Genomic DNA, 17,576 nt, shown 5'->3' with positions numbered 1-17,576 from the left:
GTCGTGTGTAAGACCGTCACGGCCACAGCGGCCGGGGTCCGTCGGTGACGGCCGACGTCATCTGCCAGGCGTCGAACCGCTCCAGGGCCACGTCACCGTCGGCACCGATGCCGACGCCGACGGCCTCGTCCGGGCGGGTGGGGTAGATGCGGGCGGTGAGGGGCCGCCCGTTGGCGAAGATCTCCAGTGCGGAGTGGTCGACGAGGACGCGCAGGTCAACCCTCCCGTCGGGGTCCAACGGCAGCTCTCCGTACCGGGGTTCGGTGTCGACCGTCGGGTCGAGGCTGCTGGTCTCGCGGTGCAGGCGGAGGGTGCCGCCCGTTCCGTCGTGCGCCCTGCCCACCTCCACGACCGTGCGTTCCGCGCCGTCCGGTGTCTCGCGGAGCACGAGCCGGGCGGTCGCTCCGGGGGCGAGGCGCAGGGTCGACTCGATGTCCAGCTGGTCCCCGCGCACGGCGGGCAGCCGGGTGTACGGGTCGGCCAGCCGACCCGGAGCCACCTCTACGCGCTCCCGCCGCAGCTCGGTCAGCTCCGACACCGGGGCCTGATGCAGGCCGCCGTCCGTGGCGAGCGTGACGACCCTCGGCAGGGACATCACACCGCACCAGCCGGCCTGCGCGTTCGCCTCGTCCGTCCGGCCCTCCTGGAGCCAGCCGAGCATGATGCGGCGGCCGTGCTCGTCGCGAGTGGACTGGGGGGCGTAGAAGTAGCGTCCGCCGTAGTCGAGGCGGTGGAGGCCGGTCGGGGTGAAGGTGTCGCCCTGGTAGCGGCCGGTCCAGTACAGGGGGTGGTGGGTGGTGCCCTCGTCCCAGGCGGAGAAGACCAGCACATCGGTGCTGCCGGCCTCCTCGTCCTCGCCGAGCCGGAAGAGGTCGACGCACTCCCACATCGTGCCGGTCCAGTCGAGCTCGCCCTGGTTCTGCGAGGCGTCACCCGTCAGCAGCGGGCCGACGTAGCGCCAGGCTCGTAGGTCGTCGGACTCGTAGAGGAAAGCCGTCCCGCCCACGCCCCTCACGCCCGAGCCGATCAGCTGGCGCCAGACCTTCCCCTCCCGCCACACGCAGTGGTCGCGGAAAGCCGTGACGTCGACGCCCTCGGGCGGGGCGGTGATGACCGGGTTGGCCGGGTCCTTGGTCCAGTACCGCAGGTCGGCCGATCCCCTTGCCACGCAGGGGAGTTCATGCTCGCCGCGCCTGCCCGAGTAGACGAGCGTGGGCACTCCCCCGTCGTCCACCAGGACACCGGACCAGCAGCCGTCGCGGTCCGGGCCGTCCGAGCCCGGCACCAGGGCGACTGGCTCATCGGCCCAGCGCACGAGGTCGGTACTGGTGGCGTGGCCCCAGTGGATGCGGTGGTGGGCGGCGGCGAGCGGGTTGTACTGGTAGAAGAGGTGGTAGACGCCGTTCCAGTGACTGAGCCCGTTGGGGTCGTTGAGCCAGCCGCCGGGCGAGGTGAAGTGGAAGCGGGGGCGGTGGGGGTCGCGCAGGGCGCGTTCGGCCAGCCCCTCGGCGGTGTGGCTGCCGGAGGGGAGGGTGAGGTCGTGGGTCATGCGGCGGTGGTCTCCGCTTTCTCGGTGTCGTCGTCGGCCTCGCCGTCCGGCCGGTCGGTGGCCTTGAGGACGCGGCGGGCGATGTCGGAGGCGGGTGCGCGCAGATGGCAGCGCACCCAGTGGGGCTGTCCGTCGTCTTCGCCGACGATGTGGCGGACGGGCTCGGTGCGGCTGCACGTGCCGTCGTCGCCGTAGGGGCAGGACGTGGGGTTGAGGATCGCCTCGCGCAGCCTGGCGCGCTCAACGGGGTCGTAGCTGCCGGCCCGTTCGGGGTCGGGTACGGCGGACAGCAGCAGGCGTGTGTAGGGGTGGGCTGGGGCGTCCATCACCGCCAACGCGTCGCCGCCCTCGACCAGTTCGCCGGCGAACATGACCATCGTGGTGTCCGCGAGGTAGCGCGCGGAGCCCAGGTCGTGGGTGATGTAGAGCATGGCGATGTTCCGCTCGTCGCGCAGGCGCCGCATCAGGTTGAGCACGCCGACGCGCACGGAGACATCCAGCATCGAGGTCGGTTCGTCGGCCAGGATGAGGCGCGGTTCCACCGCCAACGCGCGAGCGATGGAGACACGCTGACGCTGGCCGCCGGAGAGTTCGTGCGGGTAGGACTGGAGCATGTCCTCGGTCAAGCCGACCGTTTTTATCAGCTCGCGCAGCGCCTCGGGGGTGGCCTGATGGCCGTGCAGGACGAGGGGCCGGGTGAGGAAGTGTTCGATGCGGTGGACGGGGTTGAGTGAGCCGAATGGGTCCTGGAACACCATCTGGACCTTGCGGCGGTACGCCCGTGATGCCCGCCGCCGCTCCGTGCGCAGGATGTCCTCGCCGTCGAGCAGTACCTGTCCGGCGGAGGGCTGTTCGAGGCGGGCGAGGCAGCGGGCGATGGTGGACTTGCCGCTGCCGGACTCGCCGACCAGGGCGGTGATCCGGCCGGCGGGGAGATCGAAGGAGACGTCGTTGACGGCACGGACACGGCGCCGGGAGAAGACGGTGCCGACCTGGAAGTCCTTGGTCAGACCGCGTACGGACAGCAGGGGTTCGGTCATCGGGGGCCTCCTTCGGGACTGCGGGCCACCCAGCGGCCGGGCGCGGCCTCGCGCAGGTCGGGGATGTTCGTGGAGCAGTTCGAGCGGTCCTCGGGACAACGGACGTGGAAGCCGCAGCTGTCGGCGGTACGCGGGGCGTCGAAGAGGCCGGTGAGTTCGCGGCGCGGGCCGGTCAGCGGCGGGAAGGCGTTCATCAGCGCCTCGGTGTAGGGGTGGAGCGGATTGGCGAACAGGTCCTTGGCGTCGGCGAGTTCGACGATCCGTCCCCCGTACATCACGCCCATGCGGTCCGAGAGCTCGACCATCAGGGACATGTCGTGGGTGATGAAGAGGATGGAGAAGCCCAGCTCCCGCTGGAGGTCGCGGATCTGCGCCATGATCTCCTGCTGCACGACCACGTCGAGCGCGGTGGTCGGCTCGTCCATGATCAGCAGCCGGGGGCGGAGTGCGACGGCCATCGCGATGACCACGCGCTGGCGCATGCCGCCGGAGAGCTGGTGCGGGTACGCCTTCAGCCTTCCCGGGTCGATGCCGACCAGCTCCAGCAGTTCGCCGGCCCGCTCCCGCGCGGCCCGCTTCTTCATCCGCTCGTGGGTGGTGAAGATGTCGACGATCTGCTCACCGATGGTCAGGACGGGGTTGAGCGAGTTCATCGCCGACTGGAAGACCATGGCGATCTCCCGCCACCGGAAGGCGCGCAGCTCCCGTGCGTCCAGGGCCAGGACGTCCCTGCCCTGGAAGCGGATGCTGCCCGCAGTGATTTCCGCCGGGGGCTTCAGCAGTCGCATCACCGCGTTGGCGATGGTCGACTTGCCGCAGCCGGACTCACCGGCGAGGCCGAAGACCTCTCCGGCGCCGATGGAGAAGGAGACGTCGTCGGCGCCCACGACGGTGCGTCCGTCGCCGCGGTATTCGACGCGCAGGCCGCTCACCTCAAGTACGGCTTCCATGGCTCAGCCCCTCCTCTCACGCCGGGCACGGCGGCGGCTGCGCAGCCTGGGGTTGGTGATCTCGTCGACCGCGTAGTTGACCAGCGCGAGCGCGAAAGCGACGAGCGCGATGCACAGTCCGGAGGGGACGAAGGCCCACCAGGTGCCGGTCATCAGCGCGCCGTCGTTGCTGGCCCAGTACAGGTTGGTGCCCCAGCTGACGACGCTGCTGTCGCCGAGGCCGAGGAACTCCAGGCCGGCCTGGGCGCCGATGCCGAAGATCACGCAGCCAAGCAGCGTGGTCATCACCACGGACGCCATGTTGGGGAGGATCTCGCGGAACATGATCCGCAGCGGGCGTTCTCCGGTGACGACGGCCGCGGCCACGAAGTCCTTGCCGCGGATCGACTTGGCCTGCGCCCGCAGGACCCGGGCCGAGCCCGCCCAGCCGGTGACGACGAGGACCAGGATCACGGTGGAGGTCCCGGGCGGCAGGAACGCGGCCAGGATGATGAGCAGCGGGAGGCCAGGCAGCAGCAGGAAGATGTTGGTGACCAGGGTCAGCGCATCGTCCACTATGCGGCCGAAGTACGCGGACGCCAGGCCGACGACGATGGCGACCGCGGTCGCCACGAGCCCCACGGTGAACCCGACGAAGAGGGAGCTGCGCGCACCCCACAGGGTGAGGGCGAGCACGTCCTGTCCCTTAGCGGTCGTACCGAGCCAGTGTGCGGCCGAGGGTGCCTGGCTGCCCGCGGAGTTGATGAGCGACGGGTCGCCCGGTGCCAGGACGGGCGAGAGCAGGGCCAGCAGCGCGAAGAGAGCTAGCAGGATCAGCCCGGTCAACGCCTTCTTGCTGTCGATGAGCTGGCGCAGCAGTCCGCGCCGGCGGGACGTGCGTGCGGGGGTGGTCGGCGTGGTGGCCGTCGCGATTTCGATGGCGGTCATGTCGGCAACCTCCTCAGCGGACGCGGACGCGCGGGTCGAGGCGGACGTAGACGAGGTCGACGAGGAAGTTCGCGAGCAGCACCGCCGCCGTGATCGTCAGGAAGATGCCCTGCATCAGCGGGTAGTCCAGGCCCTGGACGGCCATCAGCAGCTGGTAGCCGATGCCGGGGTAGGCGAACACGACCTCGGTGAGCAGGGCGCCGCCGACGACGAAGCCGAGCGCCATGCCGAAGTTGGTGACGGAGGGCAGCAGGGCGTTGCGGGCGGCGTAGCGGAACATGATCCGCGAGGGGCTGAGCCCCTTGGCCTCGGCCATCGTGATGTAGTCCTCGGCCGCCGTGGCGATCATGGTGTTGCGCATGCCGAGCATCCAGCCGCCGATGGAGACCAGCACGATGGTCAGCGCCGGCAGCACCAGGTGGGTGGCGACGTTGGAGAGGAACTCGCCGTTGAAGCCGGGAGTCAGACCGACGTCGTAGGCGTGCCGCAGCGGGAACCAGCCCAGGCTCACCCCGAACAGGTAGAGGGCGCCCATCGCCAGCCAGAAGTACGGGAACGAGCCGACGAAGATGAGCAGGGGCGGGAAGGCGGAGTCGAGGACGCCACCGCGCCGCCAGGCGGCGACGATGCCGAGCAGGTTGCCGACGACCGCGGCGATGACGAGCGCGACGCCGCCGAGCAGCAGGGTCCAGCCGATCTGCTGGCCGATCACGTCGGAGACCGGAGTCGGGAAGCGGGTGATGGAGATGCCGAGGTCGCCGGTGAAGACGCGTTTGACGTAGGAGACGTACTGCTCCCAGAGGGGGCGGTTGTCGAGGCCGAAGAGTTTCCGCAGCTGGGCTATCTGGTCGGGCTGCATCGTGCCCTGGGCCTGCGCGAACATCCGGGAGACCGGGTCGCCCGGCATGAAGCGCGGGAGGACGAAGTTCAGGGTGATGGAGGCCCAGAAGGCGAGCAGATAGAACCCCAGGTTGCGCAGGATCAGACGCACGGGTCGTGCTCCCTGTCAGTGGGGGATGAACGGTGATGCGGCGAGCGGGGGGGGCGGCCGTCCGGGGAGGAGGGCGGCCGCCGGTCCGCGCGGGCGTCAGCCCTTGACGGGCTTCAGCGAGGTGAGTACGAGGATCGTGCTGCCGTTGCGGTTGCCGAGGGTGGCGTACGGGTTCTTCTCGGAGGGCCAGCCGGTGAAGCGGGCGTCCGTGTACGCGCCCCACTCGGGGCCGGTGAACAGCGGGACGACGGGCGCGTCCTTGTTGTACAGCTCCTGCAGGCCGTTCATCTGCTCGCGCTGCGCACTCTCGTCTGTGGCGGCGGCGAAGTCGTCGATGAGCTTGTCGGCCTTCTTGTCGCCGAAGCGGTGGTAGTTCTCCGTGGCCTGCTTGCCGACCGGCTGAAGCATCTTCGTCGACATCACGCCGCGGTAGTACTCGTACGGGGTGGCGCCGTTGTTGCTCCACACGATGCCGGTGTCGAAGGTGCCGGTGTTGTACGACGACTGGACGGCCGACCAGTCGGGTGTCTTCACGGTGGCGGTGATGCCGACCTTCGCGAGGTTCTGCTTGATGATGTTGGCGACCGAGATCCAGTCGGAGGAGGCGGAGCCGACGGAGATGTCGAGCGTGAAGTTCTTGCCGTTCTTCAGCTTCCGCTTGCCGCCGTTCTCCTTGTAGCCGGCCGAGTCGAGGGCCTTGGCCGCCGCGTCGGTGTCGTACTTCGTCCAGGTGCAGGAAGCGGCCAGCGACGTGTCGCGCCACTTGTCGTACGTGCGGGCCAGGCCCGTGCAGTCGGCGAGTTCGGCGTAGCCGTTCATGGCGACCTTGGTGATCTGGTCGCGGTCGACGGCCATGCTGAGGGCCTTGCGCACGGCCGGGTCGTCGAAGGGGGCCTTGGTGGTGTTCAGCTGCCAGTTGATCATGGCGCCGGTGGCCGGGAACCAGTAGTGGTTGTGCTTCTTGTCCTTGGCGACGAAGGACTTCTCGATGTCCGGGATGAACGACTGCGTCCAGTCCACCTCGCCGTTGGTGAAGGCGAGGTTGGCGCTGTCGTTGCCGGAGAAGGCGAGCATCTGGATGCCGGCGATCTGCTGCTTCGCGGGCTGCCAGTAGTCGGGGTTCTTGCGCAGCTCGTACGACTGGCTCTGGAACTTCTCGATCTTGGTGTACGGGCCGGAGCCGACTGGGTTCGGGTTGGTGAACTTCGCCGGGTCCTTCACCTTGGACCAGATGTGCTTCGGCAGGATGTAGTGGCCGCCGATCTCGTAAAAGGCGGGTGAGAAGGGCTTGTTGAAGGAGAACTTCACCGTGTGGGCGTCGACCGCGGTGGCCTTGTCCAAGTAGTCGAAGCCGCCCAGCACCTTCTTCTGGAGCTGGAAGGTGTAGACGACGTCGTCGGCGGTGAGCGCCTGGCCGTCCGACCACTTCACGCCGTCGCGCAAGGTGAAGGTGAGGGACTTGCCGTCCTTGGCCTGCTCCCACTTGGTGGCCAGCCACGGGGTGTCCTTGGCGTCCGCCATGCTGTGCACGACCAGCGGCTCGTAGACCGCCTGGAGGGTCATGGGGGCGGCCTGCGGGGAGAGCGGGTTGAAGTTGCGCGTGAACGTCGCCAGATCCTCGCGCGGGATGGTGAGCAGCTGGTTGCCGGAGGTGTCACCGGCGCCGGAGGCGCCCGAGCCACCCGTACAGGCGGACAGGACCAGGGCTGCGGCGGCAGTCGCGGTGACCGCTCTCAGGACGGACCGAAGCCGCCGTGAGGCTATGGAGGGTGCCATAATGGAGACTCTTTTCCTCTCTTCAACACACAGAGCGAAGACGGGGATGGGATTCCTCGACGGGCTGATTAGCGGTCAGACCGACGAGCGTTCGAGCAGCGGGCAGTCGATCGTCACCCGGTGGGTGTCGAGCGGCTGCCCCGCTGCGAGAGCGGCGAGCATGTCGACGCCCTTGGTGCCCATGGCCTCGAAGGGCAGGGCGAGCGTCGTCAGCTTCGGCCGCAGATAGGCGGCGATGAGTTCCTGGTTGTCGAACCCCACCACGGCCACGTCGTGCGGGATGCGCAGCCCACGTTCCTTGATCGCGTCGTACGCGCCCATCGCCATCCGGTCGTTTCCGCAGAACAGCGCGGTCGGCCGGTCGCCGGCCGGGCGGTCCAGCAGTTCGCAGGCGGCGGTATAGGCGCTGTCGGCGGTCGCCCAGCCGGGGATGACGAGGGCAGGGTCGGGGGTGATCCCGGCCTCGCGCAGGGCACGCTCGTACCCTTCGCGCCTGCCGATGGCGGCCGGGATCGCTGGGTCGAGGTTGATGAACCCGATGCGGGTGTGACCGGCGTCCAGGAGCCGGCGGGTCGCCTTGTAACCGCCCGACACCTCGTCGGGCAGGATGCACGGCAGCTCACCTTCCGCGTCGTAGCAGTTGACGAGCACCGTCGGCACCTCCCGGGCGGCCTTGGGGAGCGTGACGGCGCGGTGCCAGGTCGTGGCGTACAGCAGCCCTTCCACCCGGTGCTCCAGCATCTGGTCGAGCGCGGCGGCCTCCTGGGCGGGATCGCCCTCGCTGGCGGCGATCAGCAGGAACCTCCGGTCACCCCAGGCGCGGCTCTGCGCGCCCGTGATCACCTCCCCCGCGAAGGGACCGGTCACGATCTCGGTGATCAGCCCGAACCACCCGCTGCGGTTCGCGGCCAGCGCCCGCGCCCCGGCGTTGGGCCGGTAGCCGAGCTCGTCGATCGCCTCCAGGATCCGCCGACGGGTCTCGTCGGGGATGGCGGCGCCGGGCTTGTCGTTCAGGACGAAGGAGACCGTGGTCCGCGAGACACCCGCGTGGCGGGCCACATCGCTCATGGTCACGCGATGCGTCTTGTTCGTGGCCACTTCCAGTCCCTTTCGGCCAGCCGGAGGCGAGACGATGCCTCCGGTTTCGCGCTTTAATAACGCGCGTTACTTCCTTGTGGCAGGGAAGTTACGTCCGCCTTGAGCGGCATGTCAATACCTGCGCAATGGGCTGCATCAGGCCACCGTCCCGGTGCGCTGCGGTGCCACGAGGCCCGCCACGGGATGATCCGGGTGGACCTGGCCCTCCGCCCCGCCGCGGAGGGCCGCCGCACGACACCGCTTCCCGGCGCCGGTGTTCTGCGGCCGATGTGGGACCTCGGGCACCGCTCGCCCATGGGTGAACTCGTGCTCAGTGCGGCCCGGTTGTGGATCGAGGAACGCCCCTTCCTGGAGCCGGGCGGGCGGGCCCGGATCCGGCTCGCGCCGCTCGATCCATCCCTATGGCAGCACCTTGAGCCGGGCCTGCGGATGACCCTGCACGAGGACCGAACGTTCGCCGGTACGGCGACCGTCCTGGAGATCCAGCCACCCGCCCCGACGACGCCATCGGGTTGACCGCACGCTGCTCGACGGCGGGACGACGCACCAGACCCTTGACGCCGCACGGCGCCGTTGCCACACTCTCCACCCGCACGAGAAAGCGCTTGCTATCGATCGACCTCCTTAGCGCGCCGGTAACGCCCCGAGCCGAGTCCTCCCCGGTCACGCATCTCCCGCAGTGAATCGATTCAACCCAGCTCGAATCGAATCGCATTCGATACGGGACTGGAGCGCCGCAGGACGGGTCGTCAGCGCGCCCACCCCCACTGACAGGAGAAGCCGAGATGGGACGCAGAGCCGCAACTCACTTCAGGGGCAAGGCCTTAGGTACCCACAGGAGGCGCACCAACGTCACCGCCGCCTGCGCCACGGCCGCCTGCGCCACCGCCCTGCTCACCGGGGCGGCCACGCTGACGGCCCCTGCCGACGCGGCGCCGAAAGCGACCGCCGCACCCCAACCGGCCGCCACCGCGTCCGCGGCAGCGGCCTGTGGTGACGGCTCGTACCAGGCCGAGGCCGTACTGAACGGCGGCACCTGGACCGCCCGCCGGGGCAACGGCGTCGTCTACACCGGCTCCGACATGCGCGCCGCGATGCAGGCCGCGGTGAACAGCCTTACGGCGGGCCGGACTTCGAAGGAACGGGTCGTCGTACGCGGCTCGGGCTCCATGAGCGCCGGGTCCAGGGTCTCCCTGCCGAGCTACACCGTCCTCGACGTCTGCGGCACCATCAACGTCACCGGCTCGGGCTCCGGCGACCAGGCCCCGGTCTACGCACGCGGCGTACGGGACATCGAGGTCCGGCATCTGAAGCTCACCGGCGCCCCGCTGTACGGCGTCTTCATGCGCAACGTGCAGAACGTGGTCCTCGGCCAGATCGACATGCGGCTGTCGCGCGGTCTCGGCGTACGGATCGACAACCGGGGCAACACCAGCCAGTGGACCAAGAACGTCCGGATCGACAATGTCTACGTGTCCGGGGCGAGCAGCCACGCGGTGGAGACGTACGGAGTCGACGGCCTCACCATCGGCACGGTGACGGCCCGGGATGTGGGCGAGTCCGGGCTGCTGCTGAACCAGACGATCAACGCCACCGTCACCAAGGTCGACGCGAACAACGCGGGCGCCGGCACCGGCTACGCGGCCTTCCGCATGGCCAACCGCAACGGCCGGGTCGGCAGCGGCTATCCGACCAACATCCGGGTGGGCGAGGTCATCGCACGCGGCGGCGGACGCGGGGTCTTCTGTGTCTCCGAGAGCGGCGGCGCCGTCATCGACCGGGTCACCCTCTCCGACACCGGCAACAACTCGATCCTGATCGAGAACTGCTACAACGTGAACGTCGCCGCCCAGAGCGGCAGCGTCACCGGTGGAGGGGAGATCCGGCTCGCCGCCCGCTCGGAGTTCGCGAACAACGACAACATCACCGTTCAGAACCTCACGGTGACCAACTCCGCGATCACCGAGAATCCCTGCGGCAACAACACCACTTTCCGCAACAACAGGCTGGTCAACAGCCGTCAGAACATCTGCTGAGCGACGTCGGCGCAGCCGAGGCGGGCTGCGGCCCCGCGCCCGTGTCAGCGTCACGGGCGCGGGGCCATCACAGGGAGGACGGTCCGGTCAGGACACGTCGGTCATCTTGGGCATGTCGCCCTTGGTCGTGGTCATATCGATGACGGAGAACGACGCGCCCTGCGGGTCACTCACTGCCGCGAAGCGCCCGAAGGGGGTGTCCATCGGACCGAACCGCAGCACCCCGCCGCGTTCGGTCGCCTTCGCCACCGCCGCGTCGCAGTCCTCGACCGTGAAGTACACGTTGATGTAGGGCGGCACCTCGGGCGGGAAGTCGTCCGTCATCTTCATCCGGCCGAGGACGGATTGCTCATCGATGTTGAAGACTCTGAAATCCATCGTCTCGTCTTCCATCTGCTGGGCGCGGTACGGGAAGACGGCCGGGAAGAAGGCGTCCGACTTCTCGGGCTCCCGGGTGAAGACCTCCGCCCAGCAGTACGCGCCGGGCACGGCTTTCGCCTCGAAGCCCTCATGGACGCCGGCCTGCCAGACACCGAAGACGACACCGCTCGGGTCCCGGACGAGCAGCATGGAGCCGAAGTCGCCGACCTGCATCGGCCCCATCAGTACCTCCCCGCCGTGGTCGCGGACCTTGGCGGCGGTGGCGTTGACGTCCGGGGAAGCGAGGTACAGGCACCAGGCCGACTGCTCCTCCGCCCCGGGCATCGGCGGGACGACGGCAGCCACCGCCTTGCCGTTCGCATACGCCTGTGTGTAGTTGCCGTACTCCGTCGACGCCTCACCGAACGTCCAGCCCAGCACGTCACCGTAGAAGCTCTTCGCCCCCTCGACATCGGCGAACATCGCGTCGGCCCAGCAGGGTGTTCCCTCGGGTTCTGCGGCCATGGCTCCGGCTCCTTCGTCTGAGAAGGCTTGATCCGAGAAGACTGCTCCGACTTTTCACGCTAGCCAGCGAGCCGCCACCGCGCGCGTCGAAGAGCCGCCGCATCGGACGTGACCGCCCCGAGCAACCTGGGCAGGCCCCGTTCAGGGGCGCCCCCGAGCGGCCTCGTTTCAGGGGCGTACGAGGAGCTGGAAATCGAAGGCGTAGCGGGTGGCGCGGTAGACGTGGGTGCCGTACTCGACCGCTCGTCCTGTGTCGTCGTAAGCGGTGCGCCGCATGGTGAGCAGCGCGGCTCCTTCCGGCTCCTCCAGCAGCTCGCCCTCCTCGGCGGTGGCGGAGCGGGCGCCGACGGTCTGGCGGGCGCTGTGCAGGGTGATGCCGGCTGCCCGCATCATCCGGTAGAGGCCGGTCGCCTCCAGACTGGCGGTGTCCAGGTCGAACAGTGAGGCGGGCAGGTAGTTGCACAGGTACGCCACGGGTTCGCCATGCGTCAGGCGCAGCCGCTCGAGCACCGTGACGTCGCCTCCCTCGGGGATGCCGAGGGTGGCGGCGACGTCCGCCGAGGCTCGCTGGACCTCGTTGCGCAGGACCCGGGTTGCCGGGCTCTGCCCGGTGTCCGCCAGGTCGTCGTAGAGGCTGCTCAGCTCCAGCGGGCGCTTGACCTGGCTGTGCACCACCTGGGTGCCGACGCCGCGCCGGCGCACCAGCAGTCCCTTGTCCACCAGGGACTGGATCGCCTGCCGGACGGTCGGCCGGGACAGGCCGAGCCGCGCGGCGATGTCCAGCTCGTTGCCCAGCAGATTGCCGGGCGCGAGCGCGCCGTGCTCGATCGCGGACTCCAGTTGCTGGGCGAACTGGTAGTAGAGCGGGATCGGGCTGCCCCGGTCCAGCGCGAACTGGATGCCGTCGAACGCGGAGGCGTTCGCGGCACGGGCCGCCCGGCCGTGCTCTGTCACAGGAGCCCCTCCCTTCGCGTGGTGCGGACGACTCGGGTGCTGTGGACGACTCGCGTGGTGCGGACGAGGTGCCTCAAGTGTTGCTGGGGAAACCGAGGTTGATGCCGCTGTCGGCCGGGTCGGGCCAGCGCGTGGTGATCACCTTTCCCTGCGTGTAGAAGGCGATGCCGTCGTTGCCGTAGATGTGGTGGTCGCCGAAGAGGGAGTCCTTCCAGCCACCGAAGGAGTGGTAGCCCACGGGGACCGGGATCGGCACGTTCACGCCGACCATGCCGGCCTGGACTTCGAGCTGGAAGCGGCGGGCCGCGCCGCCGTCCCGCGTGAAGATCGCGGTGCCGTTGCCCCAGCGGGAGTTGTTGATCAGCGCGATGGCGTCGTCGTACGTCTCGGCACGGACCACACACAGCACGGGGCCGAAGATCTCTTCCCGGTACGCGTCCGCGGTGACCGGCACCTTGTCGAGGAGCGAGACGCCGAGGAAGAAGCCGTTCTCGTGGCCCTCGACGGTGTAGCCGGTACCGTCGACGACGACCTCGGCTCCCTGGGCGCGGGCGCTGTCCACGTACGAGGCCACCTTGTCGCGGTGCTCGCGGGTGATCAGCGGACCCATCTCGCTGGCCGCGTCGTTGCCGGGGCCGATCTTCAGGCCCCTGGCCCGCTCGGCGATCTTGCCGACCAGCTCATCGCCGGTGTCGCCGACCGCGACGACGACCGACACGGCCATGCAGCGCTCGCCGGCCGAGCCATACGCGGCGTTGATGGCCTGGTCGGCGGCGTAGTCCAGGTCGGCGTCGGGCAGGACGAGCATGTGGTTCTTGGCACCGCCCAGGGCCTGGACGCGCTTGCCGTGCTCGATGCCCTTCAGCTGGATGTACTTGGCGATCGGCGTGGAGCCGACGAAGGAGACGGCGGCGATGTCCGGGTGCTCAAGGAGACGGTCCACGGCGACCTTGTCGCCCTGCACGACGTTCAGCACGCCGTCCGGCAGTCCCGCCTCGGCGGCCAGCTCCGCCAGCCGGTACGACGCGGAGGGGTCCTTCTCGCTCGGCTTGAGCACGAAGGTGTTGCCGCAGGCGATGGCGACCGGGAACATCCACATCGGCACCATGGCCGGGAAGTTGAACGGGGTGATGCCCGCGACGACGCCGAGCGGCTGGCGGATCGCGGCCACGTCGACGCGGGTGGAGACCTGCGTGGACAACTCGCCCTTGACCAACTGCGGGATGGAGCAGGCGAGTTCGACGATCTCCATACCGCGGGCAACCTCGCCGAGCGCGTCGGAGTGCACCTTGCCGTGCTCGGCGGTGATCAGCTCGGCGATCTCGTCGCGGTGGGCGTCGAGCAGCTCGCGGTACTTGAAGAGAACCGCCGTGCGCCTGGCGAGCGAGGCGGTGCCCCAGGTCTCGAAGGCGGCCTTGGCGGTGGCGACGGCGGCGTCCACCTCGTCGACGGTGGCGAAGGCGACCTGCTTTTCCTGGGCGCCCGTGGCCGGGTTGTACACAGGGCCGAAGCGACCGGAGGCGCCATCGACGGCCTTGCCCCCGATCCAGTGGTTGATGGTCTTCATGACGGGCGGATCCTTTTTTCGTGAGCCGGGGGAATCAGCAGGTCCAGCAGGTTCAGCAGGTTCAAGGGGGTTCATGGAGGGTTCAGGCGGGGGGATCAGAGGTGTCGGCGGCGCCCCTGGACGTTGCGGTCGTAGGTCTCGCGGGCCCTGGTGGCGGCCTCGCGGGACGCGACCTCGGCGACCGGCACGTCCCACCAGGCCTGGGCCGCGGGGGCGGTGGGCGTGGGGTCCGTCTCCACGTACACGCAGGTCGGGCGGTCCGAGACGCGGGCGGTGGCCAGGGCGTCGCGCAGTTCGCGTACGGTCTTGGCGCGGATGACGTCCATGCCGAGGCTGGCCGCGTTGGCGGCGAGGTCGACGGGCAGGGGCGCGCCGGTGAAGGTGCCGTCGGCCTCCCGGTAGCGGTAGGCGGTGCCGAACCGCTCTCCGCCGGTCTCCTCGGACAGGCCGCCGATGGAGGCGTAGCCGTGGTTCTGGATGAGGACCAGGTTGACCGGCAGGCCCTCCTGGACGGCCGTGACGATCTCGGTCGGCATCATCAGGTACGTGCCGTCGCCGACCAGGGACCACACGGGCGTCGCGGGGGCCGCCTGCTGTACGCCGATGCCGGCCGGGATCTCGTAGCCCATGCAGGAGTAGCCGTACTCGAGGTGGTACTGGCGCGGTGAGCGGGCGCGCCACAGCTTGTGCAGGTCGCCGGGGAGTGATCCGGCGGCGTTGATGACCACGTCGTCGTCGCCGACCACGGCGTCCAGGGCGCCGAGCACCTGCGTCTGGGTGGGAGCCTCGTTCTCGTCGGCCGCCCGGTAGGCGGCGTCCACGACCTGCTCCCAGCGCTGCTTGCCCGCGCGGTACTCGGCCTCGTACGCGGCGTCCACGCGGTGGCCGAAGAGCGCCTCGGTGAGCGCGTCGAGTCCTGCGCGGGCGTCGGCGACCAGCGTCCGCGCGCTCAGCTTGTGGGCGTCGAAGGGCGTGACGTTGAGGTTGACGAAGCGCACCGAGGGGTGGGCGAAGAGGGTGCTGGAGGCGGTGGTGAAGTCGGTGTAGCGGGTGCCCACGCCGATGACCAGGTCGGCGGTCCGCGCGATGTCGTCGCAGACCGCGGTGCCGGTGTGGCCGATGCCGCCGAGGTCGGCGGGGTGGTCGTGGCGCAGCGCGCCCTTGCCCGCCTGGGTGGAGGCGACGGGGATGCCGGTGGCGTCCACCAGCGCCTTGAGCGCGTCCTCGGCCTCGCTGTGGTGGACGCCGCCTCCGGCGACGATCAGCGGCCGTTCGGCGGCCTTGATCGCACGGACGGCGTCGGCGAGTTCGGCCGGTTCGGGTGCGGGGCGGCGCACCTGCCAGACCCGGTCGGCGAAGAACTCCTCGGGCCAGTCGTACGCCTCGGCCTGGACGTCCTGCGGCAGGGCGAGGGTGACGGCGCCGGTCTCGACGGGGTCGGCGAGCACGCGCATGGCGCCCAGGGCGGAGGGGATCAGGGCTTCGGGGCGGGTGATCCGGTCGAAGTAGCGGGAGACCGGGCGCAGGGTGTCGTTGACGGAGATGTCCGCGGACACGGGGTGTTCGAGCTGCTGGAGCAGCGGGTCGGCGGTCCGCGTGGCGAAGTAGTCGCCGGGCAGCAGCAGGACCGGGAGCCGGTTGACGGTGGCGAGGGCGGCTCCGGTGACCAGATTGGTGGCGCCGGGGCCGATGGAGGTGGTGACGGCCTGTGTGGACAGCCGGTTGAGCTGGCGGGCGTAGCCGACGGCGGCGTGCACCATGGACTGTTCGTTGCGGCCCTGGTGGAACGGCATGGTCTGCTCGTCGGCCTCCAGCAGCGCCTGGCCGATCCCGGCGACGTTTCCGTGGCCGAAGATTCCCCAGGTCCCGGCGATGAGCCGGTGCCGTACGCCGTCGCGTTCGGTGTACTGCGCGGCGAGGAAACGCACAAGCGCCTGGGCCACGGTCAGGCGGCGGGTGGAGCGGCTCATCGGTACGTACCTCACTGGGACGGGGCGGTGGTGAGTCTGGGGTCGACGGGGCGGCCAGGCCAGGTGTCGCGGATCCAGGCGTGGTCGGGGTGGTCACAGATGAGCCAGGCGCGCTCGGCGCCGGGGCCCGCCATGACGTTGAGGTAGTACATGTCGTGGCCGGGCACGGCCATGGAGGGGCCGTGCCAGCCGTCCGGGATCAGGACGACGTCGCCGCCGCGCACCTCGGCCAGCACATCCGTGCCCTGACCGTTGCCGGACGGTGAGACCCGCTGGTAGCCGAGGCCCGGTGTGCCCTCGTGGTCCGCGAACTCGAAGTAGTAGATCTCCTCCAGTTCGGTCTCCTCCCCGGGGCGGTTCTCGTCGTGCTTGTGCGGCGGGTACGAGGACCAGTTGCCGCCGGGGGTGATCACTTCGACGGCGATGAGCTTGTCGCACTCGAAGACTCCGGCGGCGCCGAAGTTGTGCACCTTGCGTGAGCAGTTGCCGGTCCCCCGCAGTTCGACGGGGACAGACGGGGCGGGCCCGTAGCGGGGCGGCAGGCGGCGCTCGCAGCGGGCGCCGGTGAGCGCGAAGCGCCCGCCCGTGTCCGAGGTGAGGGTCGCGGTCGCGTCGCGGGGCACGTACACGAAGTCGCTGACGCCGCTGAACACACTGTCGCGGCCGTGCAGTGCGAACGTGTCACGGCCGTGGTCGTCGGTGACGGCGACGGTGCAGCCGCCACTGAGCGACAGCACGATCCACTCGCTGTCCCCGGCCGTGAAGAGGTATGAGTCGCCGGGCCGCAGGTCGAGCACCCGCAGGCTGGAGTAGCCCCAGCCCGCCGTCTCGGGGGTGATGTCGACGGCGTACTGGCCGCTCGTGGCCTTGCCCGCGGGCACGTGGTGTGTGGTGGTCATGGGTTGGTTCCTCCGGGTCCGGCCCTCACAGCAGCCCGACGGCCGTGTCCACGGCGGTCTCGACGCTGCCTTCGGCGGGGTAGAGCAGGGAGCGGCCGACGACCAGGCCCTGCACGGTGGGCAGCCGCAGGGCCTTGCGCCACCTCTCGTACGCGCCCTCCTGGTCCTTGCCGACCTCGCCGCCCAGCAGTACGGCGGGCAGGGTCGAGGTCTCCAGGGCGGCGGCCATGTCGTCGGGGTCGCGGGTGACCGGCAGCTTCAGCCAGGTGTAGGCGGAGGTGCCGCCCAGGCCCGAGGCGATGGCTATGGAGCGGGTGACGGCATCGGCGGACAGGTCATTGCGTACCGCGCCCTCGATACGGCGGGAGATGAACGGCTCGACGAACAACGGCAGCCGGCGCTCGGCCATGGCGTCGACGGCGCGGGCGGTGGACTCCAGGGTGGCCAGCGATCCGGGGTCGTCGTAGTCGATGCGCAGCAGGAGCTTGCCCGCGTCGAAGTTCAGCCGGGCGATGTCCTCGGCGCGGTGTCCGGTGAAGCGGTCGTCCATCTCGAAGGCGGCGCCGGCCAGGCCACCGCGGTTCATCGAGCCCATGACAACCTTGTCTTCAAGGGCACCAAGGAGGAGCAGGTCCTCCAGGATGTCCGCGGTGCCGAGCACCCCGTCCACGCCGGGCCGGGACAGCGCCACGCACAACCGCTCCAGCAGATCGGCACGGTTGGCCATGGCCAGACGGCGGTCGCCGACACCGAGAGCGCCGCGTGCCGGATGGTCGGCGGCCACGATCATGAGGCGGCCGCTGTCGCCGATGAGCGGGCGGCGCCTGCGCCGGGCGGCCGCCTCGGCGATGGCCTCCGGGTGCCGGGCGCGCACCCTGACGAGGTCGGGGATGGTGAGGCTCAAGGGTTGACTCCGTTTCAAGCGGGCGGCGGG

General features: G+C 69.9%; 15 protein-coding genes. 2 read left to right on the top strand and 13 right to left on the bottom strand.

Translation table 11 applies throughout. The annotated features are described in order from the left end of the window. Window positions 1–16: 16 nt before the first annotated feature. From FGD71_RS03190 to FGD71_RS03160, 7 genes are all read right to left on the bottom strand, one after another. A complete protein-coding gene (locus FGD71_RS03190) occupies window positions 17–1,549 on the bottom strand; it encodes a glycoside hydrolase family 32 protein (protein WP_119098828.1) in 1,533 nt (510 codons plus the stop codon). Further along, window positions 1,546–2,589, bottom strand: a complete 1,044-nt coding sequence (locus FGD71_RS03185; RefSeq protein WP_119098827.1) for an ATP-binding cassette domain-containing protein — start codon at window positions 2,587–2,589, stop codon at window positions 1,546–1,548. Before FGD71_RS03185 ends, FGD71_RS03190 begins: the two co-directional genes overlap by 4 nt. Next, window positions 2,586–3,539 carry an ABC transporter ATP-binding protein gene (locus FGD71_RS03180; RefSeq protein WP_119098826.1) on the bottom strand — a complete coding sequence of 318 codons (954 nt, stop codon included), beginning with the start codon at window positions 3,537–3,539 and terminating at the stop codon, window positions 2,586–2,588. Before FGD71_RS03180 ends, FGD71_RS03185 begins: the two co-directional genes overlap by 4 nt. Window positions 3,540–3,542: 3 nt before the next feature. Then, window positions 3,543–4,466, bottom strand: coding sequence for an ABC transporter permease (locus tag FGD71_RS03175; protein WP_119098825.1), 924 nt, complete (start codon window positions 4,464–4,466; stop codon window positions 3,543–3,545). A gap of 13 nt (window positions 4,467–4,479) precedes the next feature. After that, the gene (locus FGD71_RS03170; protein ID WP_119098824.1) at window positions 4,480–5,457 is read right to left on the bottom strand and encodes an ABC transporter permease; all 978 of its coding nucleotides are present in this window, start codon (window positions 5,455–5,457) and stop codon (window positions 4,480–4,482) included. A gap of 96 nt (window positions 5,458–5,553) precedes the next feature. Then, the gene (locus FGD71_RS03165) at window positions 5,554–7,233 is read right to left on the bottom strand and encodes an ABC transporter substrate-binding protein (protein WP_119098823.1); all 1,680 of its coding nucleotides are present in this window, start codon (window positions 7,231–7,233) and stop codon (window positions 5,554–5,556) included. A gap of 75 nt (window positions 7,234–7,308) precedes the next feature. Beyond that, window positions 7,309–8,331 (bottom strand): LacI family DNA-binding transcriptional regulator, encoded by a 1,023-nt coding sequence (locus tag FGD71_RS03160; RefSeq protein ID WP_119098822.1) that lies wholly within the window; start codon window positions 8,329–8,331, stop codon window positions 7,309–7,311. 192 nt (window positions 8,332–8,523) lie between these two features. On the opposite strand from FGD71_RS03160, the gene FGD71_RS03155 reads away from it, so the two are divergent. Both FGD71_RS03155 and FGD71_RS03150 read left to right on the top strand, forming a co-directional pair. Beyond that, entirely contained in the window at window positions 8,524–8,847 is a 324-nt protein-coding gene (locus tag FGD71_RS03155) for a hypothetical protein (RefSeq protein WP_140935809.1), read from the top strand. A 269-nt stretch (window positions 8,848–9,116) separates the two neighbouring features. Next, window positions 9,117–10,367 (top strand): hypothetical protein, encoded by a 1,251-nt coding sequence (locus FGD71_RS03150; protein ID WP_240436370.1) that lies wholly within the window; start codon window positions 9,117–9,119, stop codon window positions 10,365–10,367. A gap of 87 nt (window positions 10,368–10,454) precedes the next feature. Here the strand turns inward: FGD71_RS03150 and FGD71_RS03145 are convergent, their stop codons facing one another. From FGD71_RS03145 to FGD71_RS03120, 6 genes are all read right to left on the bottom strand, one after another. Continuing rightward, window positions 10,455–11,252: a VOC family protein gene (locus tag FGD71_RS03145; protein ID WP_119098820.1), complete on the bottom strand. Its 798-nt coding sequence runs from the start codon at window positions 11,250–11,252 to the stop codon at window positions 10,455–10,457. A 168-nt stretch (window positions 11,253–11,420) separates the two neighbouring features. Then, window positions 11,421–12,206 carry a GntR family transcriptional regulator gene (locus tag FGD71_RS03140; protein ID WP_119098819.1) on the bottom strand — a complete coding sequence of 262 codons (786 nt, stop codon included), beginning with the start codon at window positions 12,204–12,206 and terminating at the stop codon, window positions 11,421–11,423. A gap of 73 nt (window positions 12,207–12,279) precedes the next feature. Then, on the bottom strand, window positions 12,280–13,773 hold the full coding sequence (locus FGD71_RS03135) for a CoA-acylating methylmalonate-semialdehyde dehydrogenase (RefSeq protein ID WP_119098818.1): 1,494 nt from the start codon (window positions 13,771–13,773) through the stop codon (window positions 12,280–12,282). Between the two features lie 95 nt (window positions 13,774–13,868). Next, window positions 13,869–15,743 (bottom strand): 3D-(3,5/4)-trihydroxycyclohexane-1,2-dione acylhydrolase (decyclizing), encoded by a 1,875-nt coding sequence (gene iolD, locus FGD71_RS03130; RefSeq protein ID WP_119098817.1) that lies wholly within the window; start codon window positions 15,741–15,743, stop codon window positions 13,869–13,871. A gap of 11 nt (window positions 15,744–15,754) precedes the next feature. Then, entirely contained in the window at window positions 15,755–16,642 is an 888-nt protein-coding gene (gene iolB, locus FGD71_RS03125) for a 5-deoxy-glucuronate isomerase (protein WP_119098816.1), read from the bottom strand. Between the two features lie 25 nt (window positions 16,643–16,667). After that, window positions 16,668–17,546 carry a Cgl0159 family (beta/alpha)8-fold protein gene (locus FGD71_RS03120; RefSeq protein ID WP_119098815.1) on the bottom strand — a complete coding sequence of 293 codons (879 nt, stop codon included), beginning with the start codon at window positions 17,544–17,546 and terminating at the stop codon, window positions 16,668–16,670. Window positions 17,547–17,576 lie beyond the last annotated feature (30 nt).

Source organism: Streptomyces sporangiiformans (assembly GCF_005768555.2).
Lineage (GTDB): Bacteria > Actinomycetota > Actinomycetes > Streptomycetales > Streptomycetaceae > Streptomyces > Streptomyces sporangiiformans.
Note: the sequence above shows the minus strand (reverse complement) of the source record. Positions and strands in the feature narration are given on the sequence as shown.